This window comes from Stackebrandtia sp., assembly GCF_035643755.1.
GTDB lineage: Bacteria > Actinomycetota > Actinomycetes > Mycobacteriales > Micromonosporaceae > Stackebrandtia.
Window position 1 is genome coordinate 1 of record NZ_DASQPW010000026.1, and the last position, 19,503, is coordinate 19,503.

Consider the following 19,503-nt stretch of genomic DNA (forward strand, 5'->3'; position numbering starts at 1 on the left):
GCGGCGGTGTCGAGCTCGAGCAGGGCGGCCAGGATGGCGGCGGCGTCACTGTCGTGGACGCCGCGCTCGTAGCTCTCCTCGTAGCGCGAGGCGGCCTCGCGGCGCACCAGGTCGAGCAGGCCCGCGGGGGAGGCGGTCGCGGCGGCGAGCGCGGCGCGGTCGTGCCCGTCCAGGATCGCGCAGGCCAGGAACTCCGCACGGTACACATCGGACGTCTCGGAGATCAGCGGCTGGTTCCAGAACGGTTTGGTGGCCGCGAATCCGGGGTCGTCGACGGCCTGGCGGAAGTCGGTGCCGGTGAGGCTCAGCGCCAGGCCGTCGCCCTGCGGCACCAGCGTGAGGTCCAGCGGCTGGGTGTTGACGGGGATGCGGTGCTCGCCGAGCTTGACGGCGTCGCCGTCGAAGAGGTCGCGGCGGTCGCGCAGCGCCCGGTCGGCCTCCTGGCGGGCGGCCTTGATCCGCCCGTCGAGCTCCTCGGCGTGCACGGTCTCGCCGAGCCCGCGCAGCTCCTCGGCGACGCGGCGCAGCTTGGCGACCATCGGGTCGCCCGCGAAGTAGGCGTTGATCTCGTCGCCGGAGCCGAGGGTGGCCGCCCGGCGCACCACGCTGTCCAGGATGCGCTCGGAGGAGGCGACGAGCCGCTCGGCGCGGCGGGCCCGTTCGTCCAAAAGGGTCTGTTTGCGGGAGGCGAAGGCCTCGTATACCTCGGTTCGCTTGTCGGTGAGTTCGGCGATGAAGTCGTCGAAGTCGGCGAAGCGGGATTCCAGGTTCTCCAGTTGCAGCGACAGCCGACCCAGCTGCTCGTCGCAGGCGTCGGGGCCGTCGGCGGCGGCCAGGCCCGCCGTGACCGCCTGGCCGAAGAGCGCGAACTCGGCGGCGAACTCGGCCCGTCCCTCTCCCTCGGACAGTTCGCGGCGCCGCAGGTTGAGGGTGGCGCGGGCCCGATTCACGGACGCGAGGATCTCGCCGATGCTCTCCAGAATGGACGTGCGCACGGTCGCGTCGGCGATGTCTAGCCCGGACACCACCTCGGTGAGCGACTCCAGGTTGGACTGATCCGAGTCGAGGCGCTCGGTCAGCGGCGCCGCCTCGGCGGCGGTGGCGATCGAGTCCGCCCGGGCGGTGAGCTTGTCGAGGTCCTCGCGGTACGGGGCGAACGCGTCGGCGCGGCCCAGGTGCTCCACGGCGCGGCGACCCGACGAGGCGAGCTCCTCGGCGAGCGTTTCGTCGAGGGTGTCGAGCCGCGCCGAGTCGACATAGCGGGCCTCGCGCAGGGTGGCGACGCGGCCCTGGGTGCGCCGCAGGTCGGCCAGCCGCCGCACCCATTCGTCGGCGGAGCGCGGGTTCTCGGCGCGGGCGCGCCGCACCATCGCGGTGATGTCGCGCTCGGCGGCGGCGACGTCCTCGGCGGCCTTGGCGGTCAGCTCGGCGACGGTCTCGTATTCGGCGAGCACCTGACCGGCGGTGGCGCGCAACGCTTCCAGGGGGTCGGCGATGCCGCCGAGCTCGGGATCGCCCAGCCAGTGGTAGGAGTCGCCGACCCGCACGCACGCGGCGATGAGCGCCTCGAACACCTCTGTGGATGGTTCCATCTCCGAAACCATGCGCGACACCGAGAGCGCCTCGGCCACGCCGCGCACCAGCTCGGCGTTGCCGAGCTTCTCCAGTGGACCGTCACCGACAGGCTGCCGCGCGGCGTAGGTGTCGGACACGAACGGCGTCTGCCACACCTGCATCGGGTGGACCCGGGTGGGCTCGTCGGAGCCCGCCCGAAAGGCCACCAGGGTGCCGTCGTCGAAGATCGAGTATCCGTGGCAGGCCAGCGGGTTGGCGACCTCCTTGCGGATCACGTTGTACGGCAACAACAGCGTGCGGCCCTCGGCCCGCGCGTGGAAGACGTACAGCACGTCCTCTCCGTTGGGCGAGCGGATCTCCCGCTCGAACTCCAGGTCGGTGGCGTCGGTGTCGAAGGTCTTGTAGATCCCCGTGGACAGGTAGAACCCGCCGGGGAAGATGATGCCCTGGTCCTCGGGGAGCCCGCGGCAGGCCTGCCCGATGCCGTCGAGGCGCGCCACCTTCTTGGTGCGGGTGTTGAACACCAGAAAGCGGCGCCGGGTCTCGTTGTACGGCAGGATGTTCAGCAGGATCAGCGGGCCGACGCGGGCGTAGGAGATGTCGGCGTCGGCGAGGCTCTGGAGCCGCTCGTCGACGGGCTCGCTGTAGAGCCCCTCCCCCGTGGAGGTGTTGTTCTCGATCTTGATCGTCAGGTCGCCGCCGACGCACTCGACGAACACCTCGTCCTGGATGGACACGTGCGGGTGGCGCCCGCTGACGTGGTCGTCGCGGGTGGTGGCGGTCCACTCGAAGTCGTGCTGCGCGGGGAATGTGTGGTCGCGGCCGCCCTGATTGTCCAGATAGGTCGCGGTGCCGTCGGACTCGATCGTCCAGCGCAGCACCTTGATGTCGTCGAGCTTCTCGCCGGTCTGGAAGACCGCCAGCAGCCTGCCCTCCATGCGGCGCAACTGAAGCAGCTTCGCGTCACGGTAGTAGCGGTAGAGCTCGGCGAAGTCCCGCGCGAACGCCTCGCCGGACAGCATCGGGCCGTCCACGGCGGTGAACCCGAACCCGTCGTCCTGGCGGGTGAAGCGGCACACCGTGAACACGTCGCCGACGGCGGTCTCGGGCTTGAGACCGATGAAGACGTTGTACCCGAACAGCATGTAGCCGTCGACCTGGGCGATGTCGCGCGGCACGCAGTTGTTCTCGGTGCGGATGCGTTCGGTGCCCAGCAGGCTCAGCTCGGTGCCGCCGAACGTCTCCAGCCGCTGGGCGTTGAGCGCCTCGGCGCGCCTCGACAGCTCGGCGGCCTGTTCGGACAGTCGGGTGCGCAGGACCTCGTAGGTGCCCGCGTCGAGCCCCGCCCGGGGGGCGGCGGTGTCGGTGTCGGTGTGGGACAAGGCTTTTCCTTCGGCGATCGACGGTGGACGCGGGACGGGGCCCTCGGGCGGCGGGAACGCCACCGTGGCGGCTTTGGCTCCCCCGCGAGCCGTTTCGGCGGATGGTTCGGACGGTGGGGCGCCCGGCGATGGCCGTCTCGTTGCCGCGGGACGGCCGCTTCGACAGTGGACGCGGGAGGCGGCGGTCGCCCTCGGGCATCAGGAGTCCCGAGAGCGACCGCCGCGGTGGCTAGTTCTTCGCGGCGAGCAGGGCCGCGGGGGCGGAGTCCAGCCCCATGTCCCGCGCCGACTCCAGCAGGCGGCCGAGCTTGTCGGATTCGGGTGCGCCGCTGGCGATCATCTTGGTCAGCAGGGCCGCGATCGACAGGTTCTTCAGGTCCTCGGCGCCGCCCGAGGCCAGCAGCGACGCCAGGTCGTCGGGCAGGCTGCGGGAACCGTTGAGCCAGTCGGAGGCCAGCCCGTTGACCACCTCGGAGTTGGCGACGAAGCCGTCGACGGCCTTGCCCATGCCGATGGCGCCGGTGACGCGCTCGAAGAAGGCGCCGTCGCCGCCGACGATGTTGATGTCGGCCTTGCCCAGGGCGGTGGCCAAGACGTTGGCCTGGGTCTCGGCGACCTCCCGGTTGGCGGTGAGGCTGGCCATCCGAACGTCCTTCTCGGCCTCCAGCCGCAGCCGGAACTCCTCGTGGATCCGCGAGGCACCGTCCAGTTCGGCCATGGCCGCGGCCTTGGCGGTCAGGCCCTCGGACTCGCCGCGCAGCTTCTCGCGCAGCGCCGCGCCCGCGGCCTTGCCCTCCAGCTCGGCGACCTCGGCGTTGGCCCGTCCCAGCGCCTCGGCGGCGCGGGCCTCGGCCAGACCCGACTTCTCGATGGCGTCGGCCTCCTTCTCGCGGACCTCAACGGCCGCAAGGCCCTCGGCCGCGGCGTCGGCCTGCTTACCCTCGGCCAGCCGGGCCATGGCGGCGGCCTCCAGCTCGGCGGCCTGCTGCTGGCCCTCGGCCAGGGTGAGCCGCTCGCGGGCCCGGTGCTTGGCCGCGGTCTCGGCCGCCTCAGCGGCCTTGATGTCCTTGACCAGGTTCTCCTGGGCCTCGGCCTCGGCGGCGATGATGACGGCCTGCCGCTTGCGCTCGGCCTCCTCGACGGCGCGCAGCTTCTTGATGTTCTCCTCCTGCTCGGCGACCGTCCTCTCCACGGCGATGCGTTCCCGGATCACCTCGGCGATCTCGCGCTTCTCGCCCTCGACCTCCTTGTTCTTGGAGATGGTGGACAGCTCCACCTCGCGGTCGCGGGCCACCACCTCCAGCAGCCGGTCCTTTTCGATGCGTTCGGTTTCCACCGCGATGACGCGTTCCTTGTTCTTGGCGGCGACCGCGATCTCGCGCGCCTGGTTCTCCCGCTGCACGCCCAGCGTCTCGTCGGTGCTGAGGTCGGCGCCCTGGGCCTTGAGCCGCTCCTCGGCCCGCACCTTGGCGGTGGCGGCCTCCTCTCGGGCCCGCACGGTGTCGATCTCGCGCTGCTGACGGGCCTCCGCCTCGGCCTGGCGGCGCTCCAGCTCCAGGATGGCCTCGCGCGCCTCGACGTTCTGGCGCGTGAGCTCCTTGTCCTCGTTGGTGCTGTACTCGTTGGTGCGGATCGCCTCGATCGCGGTCAGCTCGGTGATCTTGCGGATGCCCTGGGCGTCGAGGATGTTCTGCGGGTCCAGGATGTTGAGCGGCGTCTGCTCGAGGTAGTCGATGGCCGCGTCCTCCAGAACGTAGCCGTTGAGGTCGGTGCCGATCACCTGGATGATCCGGTCGCGGAACTGATCGCGCTGGGTGTACAGGTCGATGAAGTCGAGCTGCTTGCCGACGGTCTTGAGCGCCTCGGCGGCCTTGGCGTTGAACAGTTCCTGGAGGGTCCCCTGGTGGCTGGCGCGCTCGGTGCCGATCGCCTGCGCCACCTTGATGACGTCCTCCTTGGTCTTGTTGACCCGGATGAAGAACGAGATCCGGATGTCCGCGCGGATGTTGTCCTTGCAGATCAGGCCCTCCTTGCCGGTGCGCTCGATGTCGATGGTCTTCACCGAGATGTCCATGGTCTCGGCGCGGTGCAGCACCGGGAGCACGACGGCGCCGGTGAACGTGACGTCCACCCGGCGCATCTTGGAGATGATCAGCGCCTGCCCCTGGTCGACCTTGCGGAACAGCCGCGTGACGATGAACAGGATCGCCAGGAAGACGAGCAGGAAGGCACCGACGGCGACGCCGACGGTGGTGTACAGGGGATCCATCGATGAAACCTCGATTGTAGACGGTGGAATCTAGCGTTGACGGCGGCGCTCGAACTCCCGGGCGGGGTCGAACGAGGTGACGAGGAAGTGCTCGTGGTCGGGGTCGTAGTCGAAGACGAGCGCGCTGCTTCCCGAGGTCAGCGCGTCGTTGTCGTTGGTGTCGGACGGATCGCGGCGCACCTGGATGATGGCGGACGAACCGTCCGAGGACGTGATCTCGGCCTGTCCGAAGTCGACGGTCACCCGCTGGGTGCGGATGACGCAGGTCTTGCCGACGAAGTCGTCGCGCGAGGCGGCGTCGTCGGTGTCGAAGAACCGGCCGAACGGCAGGATCGCCAGCAGCGTGACGATCCACGCCAGCGCGGGCGCCAGCAGCACGGTCACCACCCCGGCGAGGAACTCCCAGCCCCGCGGCGGCCCGACGGACCTCCCCGCGATGCCGGCCAGGGCGCACAGCGTCCACGACGCGATGATCCACAGCGACAACACCACGGTGACCGGGATGGCGCGCCCGCGGCGCGTCACCGGAAGCACGGCGGTGAGGACGCCCGGGTCGGCGTCGACGTCGGCGTGCCCGTCGAACAGGTCCATGTCGACGGCACCGATGAGGACGGTCAGCCAGTACAGCACCACGACGGCGAACGCGAAGCTGAACACCACCGTGGGAAAGCGCAGGCTGACGTCGATCAGTTCATTCAGGACACTTTCCTCCCGTTACGCGCGCTCAGGCAAGCGCGGGAACAATACAACCGTCCCGCAAGCCGATCGCCATCCCGAAAACATGCCAAACGATCGGAGCATTCTTATTTGTACATTCCTTATTGATCCACTCGGTAGGTGAGGAAGACCAGCTGCCCGCGTCGGTCGACGTCGGACAGTCTGAGGCGGGAGGCGGGCAGGTCGGCGGGGAACAGGGGTCTGCCCGCCGCCAGGGCCACGGGGGCGATCCCGACAACGATCTCGTCCAGCAGCCCCGCCTCGGCGAACGCTGCGGCCAGCCCTCCCCCGCCCGCGATGAGGATGTCGCCGTCCCCCGCGGCGCGCGTCATGTCGCCGTGGGCGGCGCGGACATCGGAGGCGAAGGTGAGGTTGGCGCCCGGGATCCTCGGCAGTTCGCGGTGGGTGAAGACCCAGGCGGGACGGTCGCCGTGGGCGCGGCGCCAGATCTCGGGATCGTCCAGGAGGGACTCCGTCGCGATCACGTCCTCATAGGTGGTCGCGCCCATGGCGATGACGCCCGCGGCCGCGACGTGAGCCGAGATGTCGCGGTCGCCGCCGTCGAGGGCCACGAGCCAGTCGAGGCCGCCGTCGGCGGCGGCGACATAACCGTTGAGGGTGCTGACGATGACATAGGTGGTCTTGGGCATGGGGTTCCTCGGGGCGGTCGGCGAATAGGTCGACTGTGGATTGATTTTACCCGGGCGCGGCGCCGCCCCCGGCGGTCGCGGCGGCCGCCACGCCGGTGCGTTCCGCCGGTTCTCAGCATCGGCGCATCCACCACGGCCATTCGCCGGGCATCCGCGGGTCGGGGTGGGTGCGGTCGAGGAATACCCGGTCGATGTCGTCGATGAGCCGCCGCACTTCGCGCCGGGGCCTGCCGCCGAGCCGGTTCACCACGCGTTCCAGGAGCGCGCGTGAGGCACACGGACACCCGTGCATCGCCGCGGGCGAGCAGCTTCCGGCCAGGCGACGGATGGGGCCGTGGGCATGCGCCGACCATCGGCGCAGCGCGCGTGCGACATCGCCGGGGTCGAGTTGGTTGTGGACTTCCGCGATGCGGATGGCGGCGTTGGTGCCACCGGACACGCCTGACACCTGCGCGCGGCGCCGGTCGGGGTCGCGCCGGGAACGGTGGGCGGCGCGAAGACGCGCGGGCCGCCTACGCGGCATCGCCCTTTCGCTTGTCGGTCATGGAAACCAGTGTCCCACCCCGAGACGCGATCGGCGGGACGGCTACGCGGCGCCGAATCCGTGTGAGAATCGCGTATGGAGTTTGACCCGCGCGCCTTCGTCGGCACCGCCGAGCACTACGTGGCGGGCCGTCCTCCCTATTCGGAGCGGCTCGGCGCGACGCTGGCGGCCGAGCTGGGCCTGGACGGGCGGGGGGTGCTGGTCGACGTGGGTTGCGGCCCAGGGGTTCTCGAACTCGAGCTGGCGGGTCGATTCGGTGAGGTCGTGGCCGTCGACCCCGAGCCGGAGATGCTGCGGGAGGGCGAGCGGCGGTGCCGCGAGGCGGGCATCGACAACGTCCGCTGGGTCGAGGGGGTCGCTGAGGACCTGGCGAGCCTCGGCGTGGACGGCTGCCGGGTGGTCGCGTTCGGGCAGTCGTTTCATCGAGTGAAGCGGCTCGAGGTCGCCGAGGCGGTGTTCGACCTGTTGGCGCCGGGCGGGTCGCTGGTGCTGATCTCGCACCGGGTCGACGGGCGCCCGCGGCCCGCCGACGCCGGGCATCCGCCGATCCCGCACGACGCGATCCGCGAGCTCGTCATCGCCTACCTCGGCGAGGGCACCCGCGACTACCTGGCCAAGTGGAACTCCGGCCAGCCCGAACGCTTCGAGGACACCCTGAGGCTGAGCCGCTTCGGCGAGCCCCGCGTCACCCACGCGCCCGGGCACCCCGACCTGATCCGCGACGTCGACGCCGTCGTGGCCGACTGCTTCTCGAAGTCCTGGGCGGCACCGCGCCTGTTCGGCGGGCGGCGCGCCGACTTCGAGGCCGACCTGCGTCGCCTGCTGCTCGGGCACGCGCCCGACGGCCGGTTCTGGGACTGGCCCGGCGACACCGAAATGGTCATCGCGACCGCAACCTGATCCCGCGAAAGAAGGCGTATCCGCCATGACGAAGTTCAAGGTCCACCTGCCCGATGCCATGGAAACCTCGATGATCATGCTGTACGGCCTGGCGGCCGACGCCAGGTCGGCGCCCAGCATCCTGGCCGACAAGGTGGCCGCGGCGGCCTTCGACAAGGTGGACTACGACCTCGACAGGCTGAAGTCCAAGGTGGTGTCGGGAAAGAGCATGCGCGTCAAGGTGGCCGTGCGCGCCAAGTTCTTCGACGGGTGGACGCGGGACTTCCTTGCCGCCCATGACAAGGCCACGGTGGTGCAGCTGGGTGCCGGCCTGGATTCGCGGGTGTGGCGCATCGACCCGAGCCCCGAGGTCCAGTGGTTCGATGTGGACCTTCCCGGGGTGGTCGAGGCGCGCGAACAGATCTTCCCGGGCCGCGACAACTACCGCCTGATCCCCGCCTCGGTGACCGATCCGCAGTGGCTGGACGAGGTCCCGGCCGACGATCCCGTCCTGGTGGTCGCGCAGGGCGTCACCATGTACCTGGACCCCGAGGCGGGCCGCGCCATGTTCCGCCGCATCGCCGAGCGGTTCCCCAGCGGCACCATCGTCATGGACACCCACAACGCCTTCGGGGTGCGCAGCGTCAATCGCATGCTGAAGCGCCAGTTCGGCAAGGAGATGCTGACCTGGCCCATCGAGGACGAGCACGAGCTGGCCGAGGCCGTGCCGAACCTGCGCTGCGTCGAGGTGGTGAGCTCCCTGTCGCCCGACCTGCTGGACGACCTGCCGCCCCGCTTGGTACCGCCCGGTTCGCGGCTGATGTGCCGCGCCGTCCAGCACATCCGCCCGCTGCGCACCATGAGCCAGTACCTGCGCTACGAGTTCTAGGTACCGGGTGTGATTACCCGACGAACTTGATCAGCAGCCGCGCCAGCTGCTCGCGTTCGTCCTGTGTGAAGTGTCCCATCAGCTCCTCCATGACGCCCGTGGCCAGTTGCCAGCAGGCGATCACCCGTTCGCGCCCCGATTCGGTGAGGGAGATCAGGTAGCTGCGGCGGTCGGCGGGATTGCGGTCGCGGTCGATGAGGGCCTCGGCGAGCAGTTGATCGACGATCACGACCATTGTGGAGGAATCGACGTCGAGCTCGTCGCAGAGCTCGCGCTGCGTGACGGGGCCGTGCTGGAACAGCACGCCGAGCACGCCCATGCGGCGGGTGTCCATGTCGATCGAGGCCAGCGCGGTGTTGCCGACGCGCCGCGCCTTGCGGTGGGCGAAGCGGAGCAGGGCGCCGACGGTGGCCTCGGGGCCGAGATCTCGGGGCGGTTGCGATTCCACCCGACCATCATATATCGTACGTGAACGGATAGTACGTTAACGTACGAATGCGAGCCAATATGAAGAAACCCCTCACCATCGCCGCGGCGCTGCTGACCCTGTGCGGCGGCGCCATCGCCTACGCGGACGCCACCTCGACAGACGGCTGGAAGCCCTGTGGCGACGACGATCTCGGCCAGTGCCGCGAGATCTCGGTCCCGCTGGACTGGAACTCCCCGCACGGCGCCCACATCACCCTGGCGGTCACCCGCCACCTACCCGCCGACGGCCGGTCGCCCGGCCGCACCATCCTGATCACCAACGGCAGCGGCGTATCGACGGCGACCGCGCCGCTGCGCGCCCAATCCCGCCAGACGTACTTCTCCGACGACGAGATCGCGCACTCCCAGATCGTCGGCGTCGAGCTGCGCGGCGGCGGCAACACCCTGTTCGGCGATCCCGCCCCGGTGCGCAGCACCCAGCTGGACTGCGCGGTCAACGCCCACGACGACACTGTGGCGCTGCAACCGCACAGCCGCAAGGAATACCGCGACCTGGCCGCGCACAACCGCGACTTCGTCGACGGCTGCCGCCGCGGCTCGGGCGACCTCGTGGAACACATGGACGCGAAAACCCAGGCCCGCGACATGGAGGCCGTGCGCCAGGCCGTCGGCGCCGACACCCTGTCGTGGCTGGCCTTCACCAACGCCAGCCTGATCGCCGAGGAATACGCCGCGCGCTACCCCGCGCGGCTGGACACCGTCGTGATGGACGGCCCCGCCGACCACGCGCTGTCGCTGGCCGAGCGCTCCCGCCGCGAGGCCAGCGATGTGGAATCGTCGTTCGGGCGGTTCGCGCGCTGGTGCGCGGACACCACAAGCTGTGCGCTGCACGGCAACGCGCGGCAGATAACCGACCAGGTGACGGGCGTCTTCGCCGACGCCGACGACCACCCGGTGAAGCTTCCGGACGGGCACACCGTCGACGGCGATCAGCTGGCATTCCTGGACCAGCAGTGGCTGGAGATCGGCGACATGCCGCCCGCGGAGTCGGGATGGACGGCGCTGGCCGCCTCGATCGCCGAGATCCGCCAACACCAGCCCGCCAAGACCTTCGCGTCCATGTACGACTCGGCCTACGGTCTCCATCCCTTCTGGGACGTGAACCGGGCGACCAACTGCGCCAATTGGGATCCCGACATCGACGGTTTCGGGGACCTGGCGCGCCGCCAGAAGGCGATGCGCGCGCTCGGCCCCGAACTGCGCGGCGCCTCCGAGGCGTCGGAGACGCTGGGCGGCTGCGCGGGGTGGCCGGTGAAGCCCAACGACCCGCCGCACGTCTCGCCGATCCACGGCGACGCCACGTTTCTGGTGATCGCGGGTCGCCACGACGCCTTCGCGCCCTACACCGAGTCCACCAGAGTCGCGAGGCGGACCCACGCGTCGCTGCTGACCTACGAGGGCGACGCCCACATCGCGTTCTTCTCCTCGCGGTGCGTCCGCGACGCGATCCACGAGCAGTTCGACTCGGGTCGCGTCACCGAGCACACCTGCGGTCCCTAAAGGACCAGGCGCTCGAGCGCCGCGACGGTCTCGTCCGGGCTGCCGTCGGTGTCCACCACGACGGTGGCGCCGCCGCGCAGCAGCGGCTCGACCTCGCGGCGCTCGGCGAGAATCCGCGCACGATCCTCGGGCGCCTTGCCGTAGTCGTTGGTGTCGCGCGTGGACAGACGCTCGACGATGACGTCCTCGGGCGCCGTCAGCAGCACGACGTGGTCGAAGCGCGGGTAGAACGCGCCCTGGTTCTCCACGCAGCCGCTGACGAACAGCGGCGCGGGATCGTCGCCCGACAGCAGCTCCTCCATGCGGTCGGCCCGCCAGATCCAGCCGGGCTGCGCCTCGGGCGCGGGCGGCGGACCGCCGTCGGCGGGGCCGCACCAGCCGCCGTAGTCGGTGTCGATGGCGCGATAACCCTTGCGGCGCAAGCGGTCCATCACCGTCGACTTCCCGCTTCCCGAGATGCCCGTGATCAGGACCCGCGTCATGCCGCGGGCTCCCGCAGGCCCACGCAGTCCATGGCCCAGAACGTCTCGAGATACACGAGCGTCCCCGTCATCCAATCCCGATAGGACGACAGCGTCGCCACCTGGAACGCCGCGTCGGGGATGCGCAGCGACGGCTTGCGGAAGCCCAGCGGCGTCGCCGCGGCGAACCCCCGCGTGGAGTAGAACCGCGGATCGCCCTCCAGGAACACCAGCGGCACCCCGCGCTGGTCCGCGTCGGCCAGGGCGTGGGCGATCAGGCGCGCGCCGATGCCGCGCCGCTGGAACTCGGGCGCCACCGCCAGCGGCGACAGGCAACCCACGGCCACCAGCTCGCGGGGCGCGTCCAGGCGGCAGCCCGTCACCATGGTGTGCCCCACCACCTCGCCGCCCACTTCGGCCACAAAGGACCGTGCCGGCAGCGGCGCGTCGGCCAGGCGCAGCGCCGCCACCAGCGCGGGAACGCTGTCGTGGGCGCCGAAGGCGCGGGCGTTCACGCCGGCGATCGCGGCATGGTCGGCGATGGTCTCCAGCCGAATGGCCGCCTCGTCAGTCGTCACGCCCGCACCCTATTGGTTCAGGAACCCGACTCGCCAGTGATTACCGCGAAGACCGCGCCGTTGGCGTCCATCAGCGAGCCGAACCGTCCGACGCCCGGCAGAGTCTGTGGCTCGGTGACGGCGCGCGCCCCCGCCGATGTGGCCTTGGCGTAGGTGGCGTCGCAGTCGGCGACCTCGAAGTACACCAGCCAGTGCGGCGGCACGTGCTCCAGGCCCTCCACGGCGCTGAGCTCGAACAGGCCCGCGAAGTTGCGCTCCTGCCCCGCGGCGGAGAACATCCGGTACGTCCCGCCCTCCATCTTCTCGGTGGACTCGGACCAGCCGAAGACCTGGCGGTAGAAGGACTCTGAGGGCTCGGCGTTCTGCACGTTCAGCTCGACCCAGGACGGCGTGCCCGCGACGTTCCAGACCTCGGCGCCCTGGTGCTTGCGCGGCTGGGACACCGCGAACTGCGCGCCCGCGGGATCGGTGTACTGCGCCAGCGTGTTCTGGTCGAAGACGTCCATCGGCGGGACCCGCACGGTGCCGCCCGCCGCCTCCACGGCCTTGGTGGTGGCGTGCGCGTCGGCCACCTTGAAGTACGTCATCCACGATGGAGTGACGTCGGCGGACATGCACGGCCCCACCGCCCCGAAGGTCTTGCCTCCCAGGGACAGCATCGTGTAATGCCCCGCCTCTTCGCCCAGATCCTGTGCCTCCCAGCCGAACAGCTCGCAGTAGAACTCGGCGGTCTTCGGCACGTCGGGAGCCGACACGTCCACCCAGTAAGCCTCGCCATCGGCGAAATTTGTGGTCATGATCGAAACTTTCTCGAGGTTGAGCGGCGAAAACCGCCGCCGTCGTGCAGTCTCGCAGGGAAGTACGACACACGGGCCGATTTGAGGGGGACCAGGCCGATGAGCCACACGGACTTCACGCATGTCGTTTACATCGACACCACCACGCTGCGGCTGTGGCGGGCGCTGACCGAACCCGGGTACATCAGCGCGTACTTCGAGGGCACCGGGCCCCGCTCCGAGTGGTTCACCGGCGCGGGCGTGGACTGGAAGTTCGAGCCCGAGGGCGAGTACTTCAGTTGGGGCCAAAGGGTCTTGGAGGCCGACCCGAATCGCCGCCTGGCCTACACCTGGCACAACTACGAGCCCGAGATGGTGAAGTACTTCCCCGACTGGACGGGCGAGCACCTGCTCGAGCTGCGCAAGGAGCCGGTCTCGCGGGTCGCCTTCGACTTCGAGCGGGACGGCTCGGGCTGCCGCCTCAGGCTCGTCCACGACGGCTTCGCGCCCGACAGCGAGATGCTCAAGAGCATCCGCCAGGGCTGGCCCCCGATCCTCCAGAACCTCAAGGCCGTGCTGGAAAACGGCGACTAGTCGCCCAGGACCTCGGCGAGCGCGCGCCTCGCCGCCGCGACGAACGACGGGTTGGTGTCCCAGTAGTACGGCATCGCGCCCAGCGCGGTGCGCAGCGCCCAGCCGCGTCCCCGCAGCCAGGTGGCCTCATCCGTGCCGACCGCGGCGCGGAAGGCGGCCCGGGAGTCGGCGTCCAGCACCCACCAGGCGACGATCAGGTCGGCGGCGGGGTCGCCGACGCCCGCGACACCGAAGTCGATGACGGCGCTCAGGCGCCCGTCGCGCAGCAGCAGGTTGCCCGGCATCAGGTCGCCGTGCAGCCACACGGGTTCGCGGTCCCACGCGGCGATCGCGAGCGTCTCCTCCCAGATCCGCGCGGCCCGATCCACGTCGACGCGGCCCCGCAGCGTCACGAGGTTGTCGGCCATGCCGCCTCCGAGCCCGGGGTGCTGGCCGCGCTGGGTGCGCGGGGCGTCCGTCGTGTCGATCGTCCACAGTGCCTTGATGAAGTCGGCGATCTGGACGGCCAGCCCGTGCCCGTCGCCCACCGCGTCGGGGGCGACGGGCGCCCCGTCCAGCCACTCATAGACCGCCCAGTAACCGCCGTACCGCGCGCTCGGCACCCCGACGCCCAGCTGGCGCGGCACCGCGACGGGCAGGCGGGGCTCCAGGAGCGGCAGCCAGCGGCGGTCCAGGTCGAACTCGGCGTCGTCGCCGGGCACCCGCGGCAGCCGCACCGCCTTGTCGGCGCCGAGCCGGAAGATCGCGTTGACCGTGCCGCTGCTGCCCGTGGGACGCACCTCCAGGCCCGACCACCGCGGAAACTGCTCGGCGATCAGCCGCGAGACCAGGTCGGCGTCGGTGTCGACCTCGTCGGCGTGCAGCTTGGGGGTGAGCATCGGGCCAGTATCGCCGCGTCCGACGGACGGGGGCAAGCCGTTTTGGGCGCCGGCTATTCGCAGTACACCCGCATCTTGTTTCCGGGGTCGTCCATGTCGATGGTGAGGTCGTAGAGCCCCTCGATGAGGTCCTCGAGCTGCTGCGGCTTCAGCTCGCCGAGGTCCAGGGGAATGCCCCTGTTGTTCAGTTCGGTGTTGATCCGCGTCACCGCGATCGGCGGGATGAGGCTGGTGAGCCGCACCCCCGCGCGCAGCAGCTTCAGGGGGACCCGAATGTTGATCCGGCTCGGTCCGTCGCCCTCGGACGCCGCGTCCATGAACACGCGAACGTATTTGGGCTGGGTCTTGGACGGGACGACGTCCGTCGAGGATGGGGCGGGTTGGTCCCGTTCCAATGCGGCGATCAGCTTCTCGGCGTCGTCGACCGTGATCTGGCCGTCGGCCAGCATCCGCAGGATCTGGTGGCGTTCCTCATTCATTGTTGTCACCTTTTCTATGGCTTACCTGATGCTGACGCGCACGCCCTCATGGCCGTCCTCCAGATCGAAGCGGGTGCCGGGCAGCGACCACAGCACCCGCCCCGCGCCCCGCAGCGCACCCCACGCGCTCATCCGAAAGACGAGGCACGCGATCACGCCGCCCACGACGGCCAGCACCAGCAGGGGCGACAACACCAGCACGATCGGCACGACGGGGACGAACCACCGCCGCCAGCGGCCGTCGCGGCGGCGGTAGCGCACCGTCACCAGCTGCGGAATCATCTCGACCCCTTCAGCTCGGACAAGGCCTCGGCGACGCTGATGTCGCCCTGCTGCAGGCGATCGATGACGTCGGCGCTGGCGGGCGGAGGGTCGGTGTCGACGAAGTCGAGGTGCTCGGCGATGCGGTTCAGGCGGGACTTGATCGTCGGGTAGCTGACCCCGAAGATCCGCTCCATCTCCTTGATCGAGCCGTGCACCAGGACGAACGCGGCGACGAACACCTGGTCGTCGACGCTGAGCCGCATCAGCTGCGGGGGCTCGAACTCGCCCTCGATCGCGACGCCGCTGTCGGCCAGGCGGACCCGCTCGACCACGAACGACCGCCCGTTGGTCAGATCCGTCAGATCCTGCCAGTCCATCCTTGGCTCCTCGATCAATGCGGCATGCTTATCTTCATGTATACATTGACTTTCTTAAGGAACCAAGGATGAAGTATTGACTTTTTTAATTATCTACGCGCGTCGCGCCGTGTAGACCACCGTGGCGCCGCGCAGCTGCACCCCCTCGGGCTCCGCGAACGCCTCCAGCACCTCGCCCATGCCGCCCAGCGCCGCGGCGGTGGTCGCGGCGTCCGCGCCGCGCAGCCAGTGGCGGATCAGCCCCCAGCCCGACAGGAACGAAACGGCGTCGTCCACGTCGGCCCCCAGCCACTCGACGAACTCGCAGTCCTCGTACGTCACCTCGGTGAAACCCGTGGCGTGCAACAGTTCCCTGGTGCGGGTGTGGCTGGACAGCGACATGGGCCCCTCGTTGCGGGTCTTGCCGTCCGGCTGCGGCGGGGTCACGTGCTTGGCCAACGCCTGGAACAGCGTGGCCCAGGAGGCGGGCTGGCGCTCGCGGCTGGCGGGCACGGCGATCGCCAGCTTGGCGCCGCCGCGCATCGCGCGGGCGAGGTTGCCGAAGCCCGCGTGCGGGTCGGAGAAGAACATGATCCCCGCGCGGCTGATCACCCGGTCGAAGACGCCGACACCGAGGTCGTGCACCTGGGCATCGCCCCGAATGTAGTTGATATTGGACAGTTCCTCGTCGACGGTGATCCGCTGGGCGCGCTCCAGCATCGGCCGCGACAGGTCGATGCCCGTGACCGCGCCCGAATAGGCGCGCCGAGCCGCCAGGCGCGTGCTGCGTCCCGTGCCGCACCCGACGTCCAGCACCCGGTGCGTGGCGGCGATGTCGGCGGCGTCGAAAAGGGCGTCGTTCACGCCGTCGCCGATGCGGTTCCAGCGCTGCCAGTTGTCGGCCCAGTGCTGGCCCTCGACGCCGTTCCAGGCGGCTTCCTGCTCGGTGTTGACGATGGTGTTCATGGGGTAACTCCTTCGTGGAAGACGATGAGACCCAGATTCGCCGCGAGCGGCCCGCCGCGCATCGCACCACGGACGTCACTTGCGGCTACCGCCGCCGGGCCAGCCGTACGCCCCCCGGCGTACGCGGGATTCGCCTCCCTTGTCGGATGCCGTGGCCTCGCCGTTTCGCATACGGTTCACCCATGCGCAGCCCCATTCCCGCCCGCGTGGCGATCGACGTCGCCCTGGCCGTGGGCCTGGCGGGGATCATCCTCGTCGACCTGGCCCTGGCCGCCGCCGACTCCGGCCACTTCGACGTCGCGAAATCCCTGGTGGCCCTGGTGGGGGCCGCCGCCCTGGCGGTACTGCACCGCTTCCCGCGCGTCGTCCTGGTGATCACCGTGGCGTCGATCCTGGCGTTTTCGGCGCTGGCCACCGACTCGGGGTTGGTCGAGGCGGTGCCCGTGTTGGTGGCGATCTTCGTCAACGCCTACGCGCGGAACCGCTGGTTCACCGTCGGCGTCGTCACCCCCGTGCTGATCGGCGTCGTGGTGGGCAACGTCGCCAAGGGGGGCGACGACCCGCTGCGCGCCATCATCAGCGCGGCGTTCCTGCCGATCGGCTGGTTCGTGGCCGCCTTCGTGTTCGGCGAGCTATTCCAGCAGCACCGCGCCTACATCGAGCAGGCCAACGCCCGCGCCGAGGCCGCCGAGGCCACCCGGGAGGAGGCGGCGCTGCGCCGCGCCGGAGAGGAGCGGCTGCGCATCGCCCGCGAACTCCACGACTCCCTCACCCACGCCATCTCGGTGATCAAGATGCAATCGGGCGTGGCGGTGCACCTGGCCAGCAAGCGCGGGGAGCAGCCGTCGGAGGCCCTGGTGGCGATCCAACAGGCCAGCGCCGACGCCAACCGCGAGCTGCGCTCCACGCTGCACGTGCTGCGGCAGGACTCGGGCGACGAAACCCATGGCCTGGAAGACATCCCCGCGCTCATCGAACGCAGCCGCGCCGCCGGCGTGAACGCGGAACTCGTGTGCCACGGGCAGAAGCGGGACCTCCCGTCCGAGGTGGAGCGCGCCGCGTACCGCGTCATCCAGGAATCGCTGACCAATGTGGCCCGCCACTCGGGCGCCGACACCGCGACGGTGACACTGTCCTACACGGACGGACAGCTCGCCGTCTCCGTCACCGACAACGGATGCGCCCGCCCCGACTCGCCCCCCGTACCGGGCATGGGGCTGCTCGGGATGCGCGAGCGCGTCACCGAACTCGGTGGCCGCCTCACCGCGGCCCCCGGCACCGGCGGCTTCGCCGTCAGCGCCACCATCCCCCTGGCCACGGAGGTGGCGGCGTGATCCGCGTCCTGTTGGCCGACAACCAGGCCCTGATGCGCGGCGGGTTTCGCGCCCTGCTGGACGCCGAGGACGACATCACCGTGGTCGCCGAGGCCGCCGATGGCGAACAGGCGGTCTCGCTTGCCGCCCAACACATCCCCGACGTGGTCCTGATGGACATCCAGATGCCCGTCATGGACGGCATCGAGGCCACCCGCCGCATCGCCGCCGAGCCCTCGCTCGACGCGGTGCGGGTGGTGATGCTGACCAACTACGGCTTCGACGAGTACGTCTACAACGCGCTGCGCGCGGGCGCGGCGGGCTTCCTCATCAAGGACATCGACCCGCCCGACCTGCTGGACGCGGTGCGCGTCGCCCACCGCGGCGAGGCGCTGCTGTCTCCGTCCATCACCAGCAAGCTCATATCGTCCTATGTGTCCCGACCCCTGCGCCATGACCGCGCCGAGGTCCTGGAGATCCTCACCACCCGCGAGCGCGAGATCGTCGCCCTGGTCGCCGAGGGCCTCAGCAACGACGAGATCGCCGAGTACCTCACCATCAGCCCCGCCACCGCCAAGACCCACGTCAGCCGCGCCATGGTGAAGCTGCGCTGCCGCGATCGCGCCCAGCTGGTGGTGCACGCCTACCAGTCGGGACTGATGCGGGCCGGCGGTGGGTGAGGCGACTACCATTCGCCAATGACCGCGCCTCAGGGATGGGCTCCGCCACCGCCCGGCGAGTACCCGCCGCCACAATGGACGCCACAACCCCCTCCACGCAAGAACAACGCGGTGTTGTTCGTGGTGTTGGGCCTGGTCGCCGCGCTGGTTGTCGGGGTGGCGGTCGTCGTCGTCCTCGTGGTGCGCGGCACGGGCGACTCCGCGAAGGTCTCCGCCGACGCGAGGCAGCCGAAGGCCAAGCATCGCGGTCACGCCCTGGTCCTGGGCGACGGCGATGTCACGGTGGAGCTCTACGCGGACTACATCTGCCCCGCCTGCCAGGCGTTCGATTCCGTCAGCGGCTACACGCTCGTCAAGGCCGTGGAAAAGAACGAGATCACGCTGCTCGTGACGCCGCTGGCCATGTTGGACGCCCGTTCCACCTCGAAGTACTCCACCCGCGCCGCGGCGGCGGCGGTGTGCGCGGCCGACGGCGGCAGGTTTCTCGAGTACCACCAAACGCTGATGTCCCACATGCCCGCCGAGAACTCGAAGGGCCTGTCGGATTCCGAGCTGGTCTCCCTGGGATCCGACGACGGCCTCGGCTCCGCATTCGAGAAATGCGTCACCGAGCATCGCTACGACACGTGGGTCACGGAGGGCACCGACAAGGCCAGCGGCAAGGGCGTCACGAGCGTCCCCGACATTCGGATCGACGGCGACAAGGTCGCGGAGTGGCGGACCTTCGACGACGCGCTCGATCGGGCCATTAAGGACTGACGGCCGTCAGTCGTCGGTGGACCGCCGCAACCGCTTGACGTCACCCCTGCGCCGCTTGGCATCCATGCGCTTCGCCTTCGCCCGCTTGCTCGGTTTCGTGGCACGGCGCTGCTTCGGCGGCGGGGCGATCGCCTCCCGCAACAACTCGGCCAACCGCTCCATCGCGGCCTCGCGGTTGCGCAGCTGCGAGCGATGCTCGGAGGCGGCCACGGTGATCTTCCCGTCCACCAGCCGATCGGCGAGGCGCTGCAACGCCCGTTCCCGTTGCGCCTCGGACAGCGCGGCGGTCGCGGCGACGTCGTACGTCAGCTCCACGCGGCTGTCGGTGGTGTTGACGCCCTGCCCGCCCGGCCCCGACGAACGCGAGAACCGCCAGCTCAGCTCGACCTCGGGGACGACGACCGAACGGCTGACGCGCAGCGGACTCGGCATGATCCCTCCTGGTGGCTCGGTATGGCAAGCGTATGGACCTGAAGTGCAACGGGCAAGGCGATAAGTGAATTCC

Annotated in this window: 22 protein-coding genes; 7 read left to right on the forward strand and 15 right to left on the reverse strand. The window is 70.1% G+C overall.

Going from position 1 to position 19,503, the window contains the following annotated elements; genetic code table 11:
* The 5 genes from VE172_RS01980 to VE172_RS02000 form a co-directional block, all read right to left on the reverse strand.
* The coding region (locus VE172_RS01980) for a DNA repair ATPase (protein ID WP_324796388.1) at positions 1-2,957 on the reverse strand (2,957 nt) is incomplete at its 3' end.
* A 229-nt stretch (positions 2,958-3,186) separates the two neighbouring features.
* The gene (locus tag VE172_RS01985; RefSeq protein WP_324796391.1) at positions 3,187-5,226 is read right to left on the reverse strand and encodes an SPFH domain-containing protein; all 2,040 of its coding nucleotides are present in this window, start codon (positions 5,224-5,226) and stop codon (positions 3,187-3,189) included.
* Between the two features lie 30 nt (positions 5,227-5,256).
* Complete coding sequence (locus VE172_RS01990) at positions 5,257-5,886, reverse strand: hypothetical protein (RefSeq protein WP_324796394.1); 630 nt, start codon at positions 5,884-5,886, stop codon at positions 5,257-5,259.
* A gap of 158 nt (positions 5,887-6,044) precedes the next feature.
* Positions 6,045-6,593, reverse strand: coding sequence for a dihydrofolate reductase family protein (locus tag VE172_RS01995; protein ID WP_324796398.1), 549 nt, complete (start codon positions 6,591-6,593; stop codon positions 6,045-6,047).
* Between the two features lie 112 nt (positions 6,594-6,705).
* Positions 6,706-7,032 (reverse strand): hypothetical protein, encoded by a 327-nt coding sequence (locus tag VE172_RS02000; RefSeq protein ID WP_324796401.1) that lies wholly within the window; start codon positions 7,030-7,032, stop codon positions 6,706-6,708.
* A gap of 180 nt (positions 7,033-7,212) precedes the next feature.
* Here VE172_RS02000 and VE172_RS02005 point away from each other — a divergent pair, with 180 nt between their 5' ends.
* Positions 7,213-8,037, forward strand: a complete 825-nt coding sequence (locus VE172_RS02005; RefSeq protein ID WP_324796404.1) for a class I SAM-dependent methyltransferase — start codon at positions 7,213-7,215, stop codon at positions 8,035-8,037.
* 25 nt (positions 8,038-8,062) lie between these two features.
* Positions 8,063-8,905, forward strand: a complete 843-nt coding sequence (locus VE172_RS02010) for a class I SAM-dependent methyltransferase (RefSeq protein ID WP_324796408.1) — start codon at positions 8,063-8,065, stop codon at positions 8,903-8,905.
* Between the two features lie 13 nt (positions 8,906-8,918).
* Here VE172_RS02010 and VE172_RS02015 read toward each other — a convergent pair whose 3' ends face one another.
* The gene (locus tag VE172_RS02015; protein ID WP_324796411.1) at positions 8,919-9,353 is read right to left on the reverse strand and encodes a MarR family winged helix-turn-helix transcriptional regulator; all 435 of its coding nucleotides are present in this window, start codon (positions 9,351-9,353) and stop codon (positions 8,919-8,921) included.
* A 59-nt stretch (positions 9,354-9,412) separates the two neighbouring features.
* Here VE172_RS02015 and VE172_RS02020 point away from each other — a divergent pair, with 59 nt between their 5' ends.
* Positions 9,413-10,894, forward strand: a complete 1,482-nt coding sequence (locus VE172_RS02020) for an alpha/beta fold hydrolase (RefSeq protein WP_324796414.1) — start codon at positions 9,413-9,415, stop codon at positions 10,892-10,894.
* On the opposite strand, the gene VE172_RS02025 is transcribed toward VE172_RS02020, so the two are convergent.
* The 3 genes from VE172_RS02025 to VE172_RS02035 are packed head-to-tail and all read right to left on the reverse strand — an operon-like array spanning position 10,891 to position 12,730.
* Entirely contained in the window at positions 10,891-11,376 is a 486-nt protein-coding gene (locus VE172_RS02025) for an AAA family ATPase (protein WP_324796417.1), read from the reverse strand. The genes VE172_RS02020 and VE172_RS02025 overlap by 4 nt on opposite strands.
* Positions 11,373-11,933 carry a GNAT family N-acetyltransferase gene (locus VE172_RS02030; RefSeq protein ID WP_324796421.1) on the reverse strand — a complete coding sequence of 187 codons (561 nt, stop codon included), beginning with the start codon at positions 11,931-11,933 and terminating at the stop codon, positions 11,373-11,375. The genes VE172_RS02025 and VE172_RS02030 overlap by 4 nt, the downstream gene beginning before the upstream one ends.
* Positions 11,934-11,950: 17 nt before the next feature.
* Positions 11,951-12,730 carry a VOC family protein gene (locus tag VE172_RS02035; protein WP_324796424.1) on the reverse strand — a complete coding sequence of 260 codons (780 nt, stop codon included), beginning with the start codon at positions 12,728-12,730 and terminating at the stop codon, positions 11,951-11,953.
* A gap of 99 nt (positions 12,731-12,829) precedes the next feature.
* Between VE172_RS02035 and VE172_RS02040 the strand changes: the two genes are divergently transcribed.
* On the forward strand, positions 12,830-13,303 hold the full coding sequence (locus VE172_RS02040) for an SRPBCC domain-containing protein (RefSeq protein WP_324796427.1): 474 nt from the start codon (positions 12,830-12,832) through the stop codon (positions 13,301-13,303).
* Here VE172_RS02040 and VE172_RS02045 read toward each other — a convergent pair.
* The 5 genes from VE172_RS02045 to VE172_RS02065 form a co-directional block, all read right to left on the reverse strand.
* Complete coding sequence (locus VE172_RS02045) at positions 13,300-14,181, reverse strand: aminoglycoside phosphotransferase family protein (RefSeq protein ID WP_324796430.1); 882 nt, start codon at positions 14,179-14,181, stop codon at positions 13,300-13,302. The genes VE172_RS02040 and VE172_RS02045 overlap by 4 nt on opposite strands.
* A gap of 53 nt (positions 14,182-14,234) precedes the next feature.
* A complete protein-coding gene (locus VE172_RS02050; protein ID WP_324796432.1) occupies positions 14,235-14,660 on the reverse strand; it encodes an SHOCT-like domain-containing protein in 426 nt (141 codons plus the stop codon).
* Positions 14,661-14,681: 21 nt separating this feature from the next.
* On the reverse strand, positions 14,682-14,942 hold the full coding sequence (locus tag VE172_RS02055) for a hypothetical protein (RefSeq protein WP_324796435.1): 261 nt from the start codon (positions 14,940-14,942) through the stop codon (positions 14,682-14,684).
* Complete coding sequence (locus VE172_RS02060) at positions 14,939-15,301, reverse strand: DUF2089 domain-containing protein (RefSeq protein WP_324796438.1); 363 nt, start codon at positions 15,299-15,301, stop codon at positions 14,939-14,941. Before VE172_RS02060 ends, VE172_RS02055 begins: the two co-directional genes overlap by 4 nt.
* 93 nt (positions 15,302-15,394) lie before the next feature.
* The gene (locus VE172_RS02065; RefSeq protein ID WP_324796441.1) at positions 15,395-16,246 is read right to left on the reverse strand and encodes a class I SAM-dependent methyltransferase; all 852 of its coding nucleotides are present in this window, start codon (positions 16,244-16,246) and stop codon (positions 15,395-15,397) included.
* A gap of 182 nt (positions 16,247-16,428) precedes the next feature.
* Between VE172_RS02065 and VE172_RS02070 the strand changes: the two genes are divergently transcribed.
* From VE172_RS02070 to VE172_RS02080, 3 genes are read left to right on the forward strand one after another with little or no spacing between them, the layout of a single operon-like run.
* Positions 16,429-17,580 (forward strand): sensor histidine kinase, encoded by a 1,152-nt coding sequence (locus tag VE172_RS02070; protein WP_324796444.1) that lies wholly within the window; start codon positions 16,429-16,431, stop codon positions 17,578-17,580.
* Positions 17,577-18,239 carry a response regulator transcription factor gene (locus tag VE172_RS02075; RefSeq protein WP_324796447.1) on the forward strand — a complete coding sequence of 221 codons (663 nt, stop codon included), beginning with the start codon at positions 17,577-17,579 and terminating at the stop codon, positions 18,237-18,239. Before VE172_RS02070 ends, VE172_RS02075 begins: the two co-directional genes overlap by 4 nt.
* Before the next feature lie 18 nt (positions 18,240-18,257).
* Positions 18,258-18,998: a DsbA family protein gene (locus tag VE172_RS02080; protein ID WP_324796450.1), complete on the forward strand. Its 741-nt coding sequence runs from the start codon at positions 18,258-18,260 to the stop codon at positions 18,996-18,998.
* Positions 18,999-19,004: 6 nt separating this feature from the next.
* On the opposite strand, the gene arfB is transcribed toward VE172_RS02080, so the two are convergent.
* Complete coding sequence (gene arfB, locus VE172_RS02085) at positions 19,005-19,430, reverse strand: alternative ribosome rescue aminoacyl-tRNA hydrolase ArfB (RefSeq protein WP_324796452.1); 426 nt, start codon at positions 19,428-19,430, stop codon at positions 19,005-19,007.
* Positions 19,431-19,503: the final 73 nt, after the last annotated feature.

Excerpts from the sequence above, each read along its gene's own strand:
- VE172_RS01985 (WP_324796391.1), bottom strand. The coding sequence starts at position 5,226 with ATGGATCCCCTGTACACCACCGTCGGCGTCGCCGTCGGTGCCTTCCTG.
- VE172_RS01995 (WP_324796398.1), bottom strand. The coding sequence starts at position 6,593 with ATGCCCAAGACCACCTATGTCATCGTCAGCACCCTCAACGGTTATGTC.
- VE172_RS02005 (WP_324796404.1), top strand. The coding sequence starts at position 7,213 with ATGGAGTTTGACCCGCGCGCCTTCGTCGGCACCGCCGAGCACTACGTG.
- VE172_RS02010 (WP_324796408.1), top strand. The coding sequence starts at position 8,063 with ATGACGAAGTTCAAGGTCCACCTGCCCGATGCCATGGAAACCTCGATG.
- VE172_RS02020 (WP_324796414.1), top strand. The coding sequence starts at position 9,413 with ATGAAGAAACCCCTCACCATCGCCGCGGCGCTGCTGACCCTGTGCGGC.
- VE172_RS02025 (WP_324796417.1), bottom strand. The coding sequence starts at position 11,376 with ATGACGCGGGTCCTGATCACGGGCATCTCGGGAAGCGGGAAGTCGACG.
- VE172_RS02035 (WP_324796424.1), bottom strand. The coding sequence starts at position 12,730 with ATGACCACAAATTTCGCCGATGGCGAGGCTTACTGGGTGGACGTGTCG.
- VE172_RS02040 (WP_324796427.1), top strand. The coding sequence starts at position 12,830 with ATGAGCCACACGGACTTCACGCATGTCGTTTACATCGACACCACCACG.
- VE172_RS02045 (WP_324796430.1), bottom strand. The coding sequence starts at position 14,181 with ATGCTCACCCCCAAGCTGCACGCCGACGAGGTCGACACCGACGCCGAC.
- VE172_RS02050 (WP_324796432.1), bottom strand. The coding sequence starts at position 14,660 with ATGAATGAGGAACGCCACCAGATCCTGCGGATGCTGGCCGACGGCCAG.
- VE172_RS02055 (WP_324796435.1), bottom strand. The coding sequence starts at position 14,942 with ATGATTCCGCAGCTGGTGACGGTGCGCTACCGCCGCCGCGACGGCCGC.
- VE172_RS02060 (WP_324796438.1), bottom strand. The coding sequence starts at position 15,301 with ATGGACTGGCAGGATCTGACGGATCTGACCAACGGGCGGTCGTTCGTG.
- VE172_RS02065 (WP_324796441.1), bottom strand. The coding sequence starts at position 16,246 with ATGAACACCATCGTCAACACCGAGCAGGAAGCCGCCTGGAACGGCGTC.
- VE172_RS02070 (WP_324796444.1), top strand. The coding sequence starts at position 16,429 with ATGCGCAGCCCCATTCCCGCCCGCGTGGCGATCGACGTCGCCCTGGCC.
- VE172_RS02080 (WP_324796450.1), top strand. The coding sequence starts at position 18,258 with ATGACCGCGCCTCAGGGATGGGCTCCGCCACCGCCCGGCGAGTACCCG.
- arfB (WP_324796452.1), bottom strand. The coding sequence starts at position 19,430 with ATGCCGAGTCCGCTGCGCGTCAGCCGTTCGGTCGTCGTCCCCGAGGTC.